Source organism: Labilibacter marinus (assembly GCF_001659685.2).
Classification (GTDB): Bacteria; Bacteroidota; Bacteroidia; order Bacteroidales; family Marinilabiliaceae; genus Saccharicrinis; species Saccharicrinis marinus.
The window spans coordinates 101,140-112,561 of record NZ_LXYE02000033.1; the positions used below are offsets into that span (position 1 = coordinate 101,140).

The window sequence follows — 11,422 nt, forward strand, 5'->3', positions numbered from 1 at the left end:
ACTAATGTTATCAGATGTTTAGTGTAGGGCGATGAGTGAGCAAATGAAAGGATGTGTGGTAAAGAAGGATTTTAAATACTATATTCAGAAACTAGTTGTATTTGGGAAAAAAGAACGGTCTATGCAGGACCTGATTCTGATTTATACTTTTTTCTCGTTAATAATTTTAGTTCCATTATCGTTATTGGTTAACCTGTGTATATCGGTATCAGTAAAACTTATTTATTTTGATATAGTTGCTATTGTTGTTTTTTCGTTGGCCTATTATCTTTCTAACAAGCTTATTAATTTAAGATTTCTCAGAATATTCTTTATCATAGCTGCTAATATTTTAATATGCATATCTTGGTTGATCTCAGAAGGCAGTTCAGGACCAACTATTGTATTGTATGTAGCACTTTTTTCAATCATTATTTTTATTTCTGAAGGCAGAGAATTTTTATTTTTTACGGCCACTACAGCAATGGGTATTACGGCCATGTATGTAATTGAATATTTATATCCAGAAATTTTATTGCCATATGGTACACCAAAGGATAAAATAATCTATTCTATTTCGGTGGTTACTTTGATTTTAAGTTTTGAAATTCCGTTACTAATTTATGCTAGGTCAATACTTTATCGAGAACGTGATGAGGCCATAGAAAATGCTGAAAATAAGGCCTATTTGTTAGCTAATATGAGTCATGAGATTCGTACCCCCATGAATGCTATTTTAGGCTTTACAGAGTTATTATCCGACCCACAGATTGAAAAGGATGAGTCTAAATCATATCTCGAAATTGTTAATCAGAATTCAAGAATACTCATGAATTTGCTGAATAATGTGATTAATGTTTCCAAACTTAATTCCGATAAGATTCAGGCGTATTATTCTATAGGTAATGCCAATAACATATTAAAGCACACCTACGAAACTTTAAATACATTTAAGATAAATAGTGGTATAGAATTTCGATATGAGCAAATATCGGAGCATAAAGCAGAATTTGAAGTTGACGAGAATCTATTGTTTCAAATTTTATTAAATCTAGGATATAATGCCTTAAAATTCACGCAAAAAGGGTCAGTGGTCTTTAGTGCAACAAGGCGAGATAAGTATATAACTTTCTCTGTAAAAGATACTGGGGTTGGGATTCCTAAAAAGCAACAACCATGTATTTTTAATAGCTATGAACAAGCAGATAATAACAAAGTTATAAGAACTGCAAATATTGGAGCAGGTTTGGGATTATCCATTAGTAAAAGAATAACTGACTTGTTAGATGGTGAAATCTGGTTTAATTCTAAAGAGGGAAGAGGTTCTCAATTTTTTGTTCGACTTCCTGTGGATAGACGTAAATAATAACTATAGATACATGTTAAGGTGTAATTTATTGCAGACTTTTTAAGATATGTTTTACTCAAAGTGTATTAAATGAATTAGTTAAATATAAAAAATAGACTTAAATTAGGGAATAACGTTAAACCGTTATTCCCTTTTTTTGTTAAAACAGCAGAGGGAATCATAAAGTACAAATCTAATCACGTGAAAAAAGAAGTGAAAAATCGCACATCAAATCTATTGAATACAACGATTGAGCGAGCTTTGGTCATTCGTGATAAGAATAGGCCTTTACAAGATTTAATTTTCTTGTATACCATTTTAGCCATGGTTCTTTTTACTGGCTTAGGAGCAGGTATTAATGTTATTATTGAGAGCAGTCCTTCGATCACTTACTCTAATTATGTTATTCTGAGTGTAATGATTGTGTTTTATTTGTTGGCGCGCAATGCCAAATTAATAAAATACGTACGTTGGATATTTATAACAGTGGCTGGCCCTACCATTGTTTATGTATGGATTCTTACAGAAGGTAGCGCTGGCCCTTCCATGATATTTATACATGGTTTAATAAGTCTACTTGTATTTATGCTGGTGGGTAAAGAGTTGTATGTTACTGTTGGATTAATGATTCTGATTGCCATTTCGTGTTATGGAATCGAGTATTTTTACCCTGAGATATTTCATCATTATGCCAACGATGAACAACGAACCATTGATTCCTTAAGTGTAGTAATACTCATCTTTATTTTGGAAATTCCGATTTTAATATTCGCTCGCAATGCTTTGTATATGCAACGAAACAAGGCCATTGAAGAGTCTGATATAAAAACATCTATCATGGCTAATCTCAGTCATGAAATTAGAACACCCATGAATGCCATTATTGGTTTTGCGGATTTGATGAGCGAAAAAGGAATTGATGAGGCGGATAGAGAGAACTACCTAAAAATAGTGAAACAAAACTCGCGATCGTTAATGAATCTGTTGGATAATGTTATCAGCTCTGCTAAATTGGATTCAGGAACAGCTAAGGTATTTTACGCAAAGAGTAATGCCAATGACATTATGCAATTAAGTTGTGATACGCTAAAAAGCATTGCTATTAATTCAAAGATAAAACTACTTACTAAGCCTATCGAAGAAAAATATGCAGGCATAGAGGTAGATGAGAATTTATTGTTTCAGATTTTACTGAACTTAGGCTATAATGCCATTAAGTTTACTCAAGAAGGTAGTGTTAGTTTTGCACTTAGTAAAGAGGATGAGTATCTGCAATTTTCGGTATCTGATACAGGAGCTGGAATACCTGAAGATAAAAAGGAAAACTTATTTGAGCGTTTTACTCAATTGAATCAGGAAGTAAATATGATACCTACTAATGGCGCTGGTTTAGGCCTGTCTATTTCTAAACGCTTAACAGAGCTATTGCAAGGAGAAATTTGGTTTACTTCTCAAGAAAATGAAGGCTCTACCTTTTTTATAAAAATCCCCATAAAACCTCGTAAATAAAAAATAGGAAGCCAATTTAATGACTTCCTATCTAAAAACATTATAGTAGCTTACTTAAAATTCTCTTGCTATAAAAGATTTCCGATTTTTACACCGAAGTAAATGGTTCTTGGCATTTGCGGACCATAGATATAACCAGGATCGCGATCAATGCCGTTATCAAAGTCTGATTGATAGCTGTTGAATATATTTTTAACTCCGCACGATAAGCCAACATCAAAACCCTTAGAACGAATGATGTATTCTCCTTTTAGTCCCATATCAAAAAACTGATCAGTGGTTCTTAGTTCTCCTGCAATTGAATTACCGAAGTATTCAATTTTCATTTTTCCGGTATAAGTGGCATTGGTCGAAAGGGTAAAGTTTTTAATTGGTAAATAGTTTAAGGTAAAGAATCCATAGTTATTCGGCGTTCTTAAAAACTCGTCAGTTATTACATTACCTGCATATTCCTGTTTATCCTCGAAAAAACTTTTTTGGGTTGTAAAACCAGAGTTAAAGTTCATTTTAACCGAAGGAGCATAACGTAATTCAAAGTTAATACCTTGAACTGTACCTGCTACTCCAGAGTTAAATCTGATATGGTAAAACAAAGTCTCATCATTTTCATCTTGTTCAATTCTATGAACAAATGGATTATCTAAATAGGTGTGGAAGCCTTCCATTAAAAACTCTAATTCACCATTGCCAATGTCGGTATGGTAGTTAAATGATGCCATAAAACTGTGGCTAGTCTCCTGTTTTAGGTTATCTCCATTAATGTGGAATACTTGTCTGGCAGCAGATGTTTCAATATGTAAATCCTCGTCGAAAATTTGAGGAGCTTTATATCCTTGTGAGTAGCTACCTCTAATTCGAATATTTTCGCTGGGTGAATAAAGTAAGTTTAAACGCGGACTAACAACTAAGTTGCTCAAGTCATTACTTGAATTTACTTTATTCTGTATGTCGTAATAATCACCTCTTAATCCGGCAGAAATTGTTAATTTAGGAAAGGCATATTCGTACTGGCCAAATACTCCCACAATATTACTCGTTTGGTCAGAAACTAAACGTTCGTCAATTCTTTCTCCTTTGTCATCCGTGTAGGCTTTCTTTTTATCTTTCAAAATACTTCCATTGTTTTCAACCCCTACAATAAAGTTTGATTTTCCATAGTCGGCCTTATATTGCGTTCCGTATGCGTAAGCTAAATCTGTTGTAGAACCATAACCACTAGGATCCATTTCTGCACCATAATAAGTCCATCTATCTACATGTTGCGCAGAAGCATAAATAGATAGTTCACCATTATTCTCACCAACAAAACGAGTAAAGTTAACAGCTCCTGTGTTAATGTTATGCCTGATAGATTCAGCTATTTGTGTTTCGTGTTCCGGGGTATCCAGGTCATCACCACCTCTTCTAGCTTCTTCAATATGAAAATAATCAAAGGTTATTTTGTTTCTGTAACCCATTCTATGGTATATGCTTGTACCTAGCGTTACGTTATTCAATTGAGCCAATTCGGTAAATTCATCGTCGTTATCAAAATATCCCTCTCTTTTTCTATGAGTACCATAAAGGCTCATACCAGAGTTTTTATCTTCGGAAACCACTGAAGTATGGAAATTTAAATTCAGGTCATTGGCGGTTTTGTTATTGCCAATACCTATGATACCATTGTTTATCTCTGCATTAAATGTGTTGGCGCTAGGTTCTTTAGTGATTAAATTTATAGTTCCTGCAATGGCATTACTTCCATATAATGCAGAACCACCTCCTTTAACCACCTCTACTTGTTCTATCATGTTTGCAGGTAGTATCTCTAGACCATAAACGCTAGCTAATCCTGAAAATATTTGACGTCCATTTATTAATACTTGCGAGTAACTTCCGTCCATGCCGTTCATTCTAACGCTATTGGCACCACAGTTCTGACAAGTATTTTCGGTTCGTAACCCAGGCGTAAAATTTAAGCCTTCACTTAAGGTAACCGATTGTGTTTGGCTAAAAGCTTTTGGTGTCATTGTGTTAACAACCATCGAAGCATCAATTCTTCTTTTAGGATGTTTATCTGCAGTAACAACTACCTGGTCAAGTCCTAATACATCCGCTTCCAGACTAATGTTTATGTCAAGAGGTTTCGCTTCCGTGAAATTTATGGTAACTTCTTTGGTTTTATGTCCAATTGATTTAATGATTAAAGTATGTTCACCTTCTGGGATTTCCTCAAAGAAGAATTTTCCATTTAAATCTGATGCAGAGCCTACGGTAGTTGATTTTAATTGAACCGTTGCAAAAGCAACGGGTTCTCCGTCGGCTTTAATTTCGCCCTGTAATGGTGGTGGAGTTTTGTCTGCTGCAGTAATAGTTAAGTTACCTATTAGTAGTGTAACAATAAGTACGGTGAAATATTTTAACATGATATGTGTTAGTTAGTTTAATTGTATTCTTTTCGTCTTTGATGCAAGAAGAGTAGTTTATGATGTAGTAAAACATCATAATGAATTGTAATTGACTATAAACTCGTCAATTCTCTAAAATGTATGAATAAAACTAAACTACTGGAGGACCTCTCCAACGGGCGTAATGATAAGATGATGATGAAAAGTTTTCATGAGTATCAAGATATAAACTTTGAGCCAGAAAACTGATCGAAGATTTTAACGCAATCCCTTCCGAATCGTTTAAATAAGTTAGGGTTGTTGAAAATACAAAGTTAGCAGAGGTTCCGCAATCTGAATTACTGTGAGAATGCTCACCTCCTTGCGAATTATGCAGGTGAATAAGGATTTGGTTATTGCCCAAGAAGTGCGCATGCAGTCCAAAATTCATACTGAGCGTTAACCCAATATTCAGGAACAGCACAAGTGCTAAAAATCCAGTGGCTAATATTTGATGTATCCTTTTCATAATTCTACCATGCAAAAATGTATTAATTTACACATCTACACAATCCCTATATGTAGTGATTATGTATTTCATTTACTTAAATGGCAAAAATGATACTTATTGTAGGGGGGTAGTATAGAAAATTACCGAAATTTTAATAGGTAAGTAATATACCGATGTTGATTTTTAATGAAAAGGTGTAAGACTTGATTAAATAAGAAATCCCAATCAAAAAAGACCGGGATTATCAGTTCGAATATTAATATAACAGCAACTTTACATGTGCTGTCATCTTTTTGTATGATAATATCAATTACTTAATCATTACTAGCTGTTATATCCTATCATCCGCCAGCTTTTTTGGCTTTATATCCAGCCTTTTGCAATAAGTCCATGACTTTATCTCTAAATTCCCCTTGAATTAAAATTTCACCATCTTTTACTGTTCCGCCAACACCACATTTCGATTTTAATTCTTTACCTAAGGTCTTTAGGTCATCATCGTCGCCAATAAATCCAGTAATTAAAGTAACAGCCTTGCCTTTGCGCTGTTTTTTGTCCAACATTATTTTAAGGTTTTGTTGCTGTGGAGGTAAGGTTTCCTCTTGCTGCTCTTCGTTATAGTCGTATTCGAAATCGTTACTGGTTGAAAAAACAACTCCATCTCTTAATTTCTTATTTTTCTTAGCCATAATTTGTAATTTTGCAATGCAAAAATAAGGTTTTATTCAGAGTTGAGAACCTAAAATAAGTTATTTGTCAAAAGTGATAGTGAATTATATCGTAAAACGATATTTAATAAGACTAATTCAATTAGCGTGATTAGTTTACTATAATTAAGGGTTGGATGTGAAAAGATGAATTTTGTCATATTTTTTACATCGGATTTGATAAATAAAGGAAATAAGTATTTACTTTTGCCGTCCGCCAATAAAAATTGAATGGCACAATAAGGAATTGTTAGCTAATTATATCTAATGTATAAAGTTGTAGATAAAACGTTTTTTTCAGAAAACGTAGTTAAGATTGATGTGGAAGCTCCTAGGATTGCTAAAGCCCGAAGAGCAGGTCATTTTGTGATGGTTAAAATTGGAGAAAAAGGAGAACGATTTCCATTAACTATTGCGGGTGCCGATAGAGACAAGGGAATTATTACGTTAGTGGTACAAACCGTCGGAGTTTCGTCGCGTAAGTTAGCGGCACTTGAAGTAGGTGATAGTATTACTGATTTGGTGGGGCCGCTTGGTCAGGCCACCCATATCGAAAATAAAGGAACCATATTAGCTTGTGGAGGAGGTGTTGGTGTAGCTCCTCTATTACCAATTGTTGAAGCTTACAAGAAAGCTGGCAATAGAGTTATTACTGTTATTGCTGCACGAAACAAAGACCTAATTATTCTCGAAGAACAAATGAAAGCCTTTTCCGATGAGTTAATTATCATGACGGATGATGGATCATATGGTCAGAAAGGATTGGTGACAGAAGGAATGGAAGCTGCCATTGCCAAAGAGGATATTAGTGAGGCTATGATTATTGGTCCTGCTGTTATGATGAAATTTGCATCGCTAACAACGCAAAAACATAATATTCCAACATTGGCTAGTTTAAATACCATTATGGTGGATGGAACAGGAATGTGTGGAGCATGTAGGATAACTGTTGGAGGAAAAACAAAATTTGTTTGTGTTGATGGACCCGAGTTTGATGCGCATCAAGTTGACTTTGACGAAATGTTACTTCGTTTAAATGGTTATAAAGAAATTGAAAAGGCCGCCGAAAGCAACTACTTAAAAGAAAACAACAAAAACTGTCAGGCATAATAACCCTAGGGTTAAATTCAGAATAAAAGCGAAAGACGATTCCAACATGGAAGAAAGAGATAGCTACTTAAAAGAAGAACGTGCCCAACAATGGCGCGAGGATTTAAGAAAGAAGATTAAAAATAAGGAAAGAACTCAGCAAGTTCGTGTTAAGATGAACGAAGTAGATGCCAATGAGCGCATTAAATCGTATGTTGAGGTAAATGCTGGGTTAAACGTTGAACAAGCGCAGGCTGAAGCGAGTCGTTGTATCGATTGTGCTAATCCAACTTGCATTTCTGGTTGTCCAGTAGAAATTAATATTCCTAAGTTTATTAAACGTATTGAGCAAGGGGAGTTTCTTGAAGCTGCAAAAACTTTAAAGGAAACCAGTACTTTGCCTGCTGTTTGTGGTCGTGTTTGTCCGCAAGAAAAACAATGCGAAGCCAAGTGTTTTTATACGCAAAAACTAAAGCAAGATCCAGTAGCTATTGGATATCTTGAGCGTTTTGCTGCAGATTATGAGCGCGAATCGGGGCAGATATCTGTACCAGAAGTTAAAGAAAAGAATAATATAAAAGTAGCCTGTATTGGTTCAGGCCCTGCAGGGTTAACCTTTGCAGGAGAAATGGCCAAAAGGGGTTATGATGTTACCGTTTTTGAAGCACTTCACGAAATAGGGGGTGTATTAAAATATGGTATTCCTGAATTTAGATTACCTAATAATATTGTAGATGTTGAGATTAATGCACTTAAAAAAATGGGTGTTGAGTTCGAAACTAACTTTATTGTGGGTAAAACAGCTACTATCGAAGATTTGAAGGAAGAAGGTTTTCAGGCCTTTTTTGCAGGAAGTGGTGCTGGCTTACCTCGTTTTATGGGTATTCCTGGCGAAAACTACATTGGTATATTGAGTTCCAACGAATATCTTACACGAATTAACCTGATGCATGCCGCTGAGCAGGATACGGACACGCCTGTGGTTAGTGGAAAGAATGTGATGGTGATTGGTGGTGGAAATACAGCAATGGACTCGGTTCGTACGGCCAAAAGATTGGGCGCCGATAGAGCTATGATTGTATATCGAAGAAGTATGGATGAAATGCCAGCTCGAGTTGAGGAGATTCATCATGCGCAAGAAGAAGGTATTGAATTTATGACCTTGACTAATCCTATAGAATATTTGGCAAATGATAAAGGCCGTGTAAATAGGGTTGTGGTTCAAAAAATGGAATTAGGTGAGCCTGATGCCAGTGGTAGAAGACGACCAATGCCTATTGAAGGATCAGAAGAAACGATAGAGGTAGAAACTGTGGTGGTAAGTGTAGGGGTTTCTCCAAACCCTATTGTACCAGATTCTTTACCTGATTTAAAAACTACCAAATGGGGGACAATTGCTGTTAACGAGGAGAATTTACAATCATCTATACCCGAAATGTTTGCTGGAGGAGATATTGTAAGAGGAGGAGCTACAGTAATTTTGGCCATGGGAGATGGAAGAAATGCAGCACAATCTATGGACCAATACCTTAAAAACGAATAAAAAGACTATTTTTATCCGCTGAAATGAAAATATTAGATACTAAATATATGGGACTTCGTTTGAAGAACCCTATAATTGCAGGTAGTTGTGGTTTAACTTCAACAGTAGAAGGAATAAAAAAACTAGCAGAGAGCGGTGTTGCTGCTGTAGTTTTGAAATCGGTTTTTGAAGAAGAGGTTATCAAAGAGCATGAAGAAACGCTTAAAAATAATCTTGGAGCCTTCGAAAATAATATGGAATTTCTGGATTACTTCGATTATCAGATTAAAGATGATGTATTAAAAAATATGGCATCATTAATTGAAGAAGCTAAAAAAGAGGTAGATATTCCTATTATCGGTAGTTTAAACTGTGCCACTTCTGGCGAATGGATTTCATATGCTAAGCAATTAGAAAAAGCAGGTGTTGATGCACTTGAGCTTAATGTGTTTAAACTTCCGTTTGATGTTGAAATGGAAGCCGATGCACAGGAGAAGTTATATCTATCTATTATTGAAAAAATTAAAGAGCAGGTAAAAATTCCTGTTGCTATAAAAATAGCACCTTATTCTTCAAACTTGGCAGCGCTGGTTAAGAAACTAGAGTCGGCAGGAGCCGATGCCATCACTATGTTCAATCGTTTTTATAATGTCGACTTTGATATTATGACGGATGAGGTTAAAGCAGGCAATCCATATTCTTCAGAGCAAGACTATTATAATACTTTACGTTGGGTATCCATCATGTCGGGTAAGGTGAGTTGCGATTTATCAGCAAGCACAGGTATTCATTCAGCTGAAACGGCCATTAAAATGCTGATGGCTGGTACTACAACTGTTCAGGTTGTATCTAAATTATATAAGGATGGAATAGGTTCTGTGGCTGGTATTCTTAAAAATATAGAACTTTGGATGGATAAGCGTGGATATGTTAGCGTAGATGAGTTTAGAGGTAGTGTTCATCATGAACCAACAGAAAATTCGGAACGTTTTGAACGTGTTCAGTTTATGAAATACTTCTCAGGTCATAATCCACAACAGATACTTTAAGAATCAGTTAATAGTTAGTAATCATTGGTCAATAGATGTTTGTTTAATTTTGTTCTGTTACCAATGACTATTGACTAATGACCAATGACTTGTAAATATTTTGCTTTAAAATATTTGTACTCTGCAATAAAATAATTACTTTTGCGCCCGCATTTATTAATTTAATTAGTATAATTATGTTGAATCATTATGAAGCCGTTTTCATTTTGACTCCCGTTTTGTCTGATGTACAGATGAAGGAAGCGGTTGAAAAATTCCGATCTGTTATTACAGAGAACGGAGGTGAAATGGTAAACGAGGAAAATTGGGGGCTACGTAAGTTGGCGTATCCTATCCAAAAAAAATCGACTGGTTTTTACAACCTATTCGATTTTAAAGTACAACCTGATGCTATAGCTAAGCTAGAGCTTCTTTTTCGTCGCGACGAGCGTGTTATTCGTTTCTTAACTTTTAAGATGGATAAATATGCAGTTGCTTACAGTGAGAAAAGAAGAAAAACCATCAAAGAAAAAAAGGAGAGATAGGACATGGCACAAAATCAAAGTGAAATTAGATATTTAACTCCTCCATCGGTTGAGATCAAAAAGAAAAAGTACTGTCGTTTTAAGAAAAACAAGATCAAGTATGTTGATTACAAAGATCCTGAGTTCTTAAAGAAATTCTTAAATGAGCAAGGTAAAATTTTACCTCGTCGCTTAACAGGTACATCTTTAAAGTATCAGAGAAAAGTTGCAACTGCAGTTAAACGTGCTCGTCACATTGCATTGTTGCCTTATGTTACTGACTTGATGAAATAAAAAAGGAGGACAAAAAATGGAAGTAATATTAAAAGATGATATAGCCAGTCTTGGTCACAAAAATGAAGTGATTCAGGTAAAGGCTGGATACGGTAGAAACTACCTTATTCCACAAGGGCTTGCAATTTTGGCTACTCCTTCAGCTATCAAGGTGCACGAGGAGAATATGCGTCAAAGAGCTCATAAAGAAGAAAAAATTAAGAATGATGCGCTTGAAGTAGCACAAAAATTAGAAGGTCTTTCTTTGACCTTAGGTGCTAAAACAAGTACAACTGGTAAAATCTTTGGTTCTGTAAATACAATTCAAATTGCAGAAGCATTAGGTAAAGAAGGTTATACTGTAGAGCGTAAATATATATCACTTAAAGGTGATGTAAAAGAAATTGGTAAATACGTTGCTACCATCAAACTTCACCGCGAGGTGAAAGTTGAGGTTAACTTTGAAGTAGTTGCCGAATAACTTAGTATAAACTTATACGAGATACATTTTCAAACAAACAGTAGAAAGCCCATTCGCATAGCGGATGGGCTTTTTATCTTTTATA

At 35.1% G+C, this 11,422-nt stretch carries 11 protein-coding genes; 8 read left to right on the forward strand and 3 right to left on the reverse strand.

The window, feature by feature from the left end:
* The first annotated feature begins 31 nt into the window (after positions 1–31).
* Together A8L32_RS13675 and A8L32_RS13680 are read left to right on the forward strand one after the other, a co-directional pair.
* Entirely contained in the window at positions 32–1,345 is a 1,314-nt protein-coding gene (locus A8L32_RS13675) for a sensor histidine kinase (RefSeq protein ID WP_075590783.1), read from the forward strand.
* Positions 1,346–1,528: 183 nt separating this feature from the next.
* A complete protein-coding gene (locus A8L32_RS13680) occupies positions 1,529–2,836 on the forward strand; it encodes a sensor histidine kinase (protein WP_143525100.1) in 1,308 nt (435 codons plus the stop codon).
* Positions 2,837–2,904: 68 nt separating this feature from the next.
* Here A8L32_RS13680 and A8L32_RS13685 read toward each other — a convergent pair whose 3' ends face one another.
* From A8L32_RS13685 to A8L32_RS13695, 3 genes are all read right to left on the reverse strand, one after another.
* Positions 2,905–5,241, reverse strand: a complete 2,337-nt coding sequence (locus A8L32_RS13685; RefSeq protein WP_075590785.1) for a TonB-dependent receptor — start codon at positions 5,239–5,241, stop codon at positions 2,905–2,907.
* A gap of 133 nt (positions 5,242–5,374) precedes the next feature.
* The gene (locus tag A8L32_RS13690) at positions 5,375–5,731 is read right to left on the reverse strand and encodes a hypothetical protein (protein WP_075590786.1); all 357 of its coding nucleotides are present in this window, start codon (positions 5,729–5,731) and stop codon (positions 5,375–5,377) included.
* Positions 5,732–6,054: 323 nt separating this feature from the next.
* On the reverse strand, positions 6,055–6,402 hold the full coding sequence (locus A8L32_RS13695) for a translation initiation factor (protein WP_075590787.1): 348 nt from the start codon (positions 6,400–6,402) through the stop codon (positions 6,055–6,057).
* Positions 6,403–6,687: 285 nt separating this feature from the next.
* Between A8L32_RS13695 and A8L32_RS13700 the strand changes: the two genes are divergently transcribed.
* From A8L32_RS13700 to rplI, 6 genes are all read left to right on the forward strand, one after another.
* A complete protein-coding gene (locus A8L32_RS13700; protein ID WP_075590788.1) occupies positions 6,688–7,530 on the forward strand; it encodes a sulfide/dihydroorotate dehydrogenase-like FAD/NAD-binding protein in 843 nt (280 codons plus the stop codon).
* A gap of 46 nt (positions 7,531–7,576) precedes the next feature.
* Positions 7,577–9,052, forward strand: a complete 1,476-nt coding sequence (gltA, locus tag A8L32_RS13705) for an NADPH-dependent glutamate synthase (protein ID WP_075590789.1) — start codon at positions 7,577–7,579, stop codon at positions 9,050–9,052.
* Positions 9,053–9,075: 23 nt separating this feature from the next.
* Positions 9,076–10,080, forward strand: a complete 1,005-nt coding sequence (locus A8L32_RS13710) for a dihydroorotate dehydrogenase-like protein (RefSeq protein WP_075590790.1) — start codon at positions 9,076–9,078, stop codon at positions 10,078–10,080.
* Between the two features lie 176 nt (positions 10,081–10,256).
* Positions 10,257–10,604: a 30S ribosomal protein S6 gene (gene rpsF / locus A8L32_RS13715; protein ID WP_143525101.1), complete on the forward strand. Its 348-nt coding sequence runs from the start codon at positions 10,257–10,259 to the stop codon at positions 10,602–10,604.
* A gap of 3 nt (positions 10,605–10,607) precedes the next feature.
* Positions 10,608–10,877, forward strand: a complete 270-nt coding sequence (gene rpsR, locus A8L32_RS13720; protein WP_027471639.1) for a 30S ribosomal protein S18 — start codon at positions 10,608–10,610, stop codon at positions 10,875–10,877.
* A gap of 16 nt (positions 10,878–10,893) precedes the next feature.
* Positions 10,894–11,337, forward strand: a complete 444-nt coding sequence (gene rplI, locus A8L32_RS13725) for a 50S ribosomal protein L9 (RefSeq protein ID WP_075590791.1) — start codon at positions 10,894–10,896, stop codon at positions 11,335–11,337.
* The last annotated feature ends 85 nt before the right edge of the window (positions 11,338–11,422 follow it).

Coding starts and splice junctions, on each gene's coding strand:
- A8L32_RS13675 (WP_075590783.1), top strand. CDS start 32: ATGAGTGAGCAAATGAAAGGATGTGTGGTAAAGAAGGATTTTAAATAC.
- A8L32_RS13685 (WP_075590785.1), bottom strand. CDS start 5,241: ATGTTAAAATATTTCACCGTACTTATTGTTACACTACTAATAGGTAAC.
- A8L32_RS13690 (WP_075590786.1), bottom strand. CDS start 5,731: ATGAAAAGGATACATCAAATATTAGCCACTGGATTTTTAGCACTTGTG.
- A8L32_RS13695 (WP_075590787.1), bottom strand. CDS start 6,402: ATGGCTAAGAAAAATAAGAAATTAAGAGATGGAGTTGTTTTTTCAACC.
- A8L32_RS13700 (WP_075590788.1), top strand. CDS start 6,688: ATGTATAAAGTTGTAGATAAAACGTTTTTTTCAGAAAACGTAGTTAAG.
- gltA (WP_075590789.1), top strand. CDS start 7,577: ATGGAAGAAAGAGATAGCTACTTAAAAGAAGAACGTGCCCAACAATGG.
- A8L32_RS13710 (WP_075590790.1), top strand. CDS start 9,076: ATGAAAATATTAGATACTAAATATATGGGACTTCGTTTGAAGAACCCT.
- rpsF (WP_143525101.1), top strand. CDS start 10,257: ATGTTGAATCATTATGAAGCCGTTTTCATTTTGACTCCCGTTTTGTCT.
- rpsR (WP_027471639.1), top strand. CDS start 10,608: ATGGCACAAAATCAAAGTGAAATTAGATATTTAACTCCTCCATCGGTT.
- rplI (WP_075590791.1), top strand. CDS start 10,894: ATGGAAGTAATATTAAAAGATGATATAGCCAGTCTTGGTCACAAAAAT.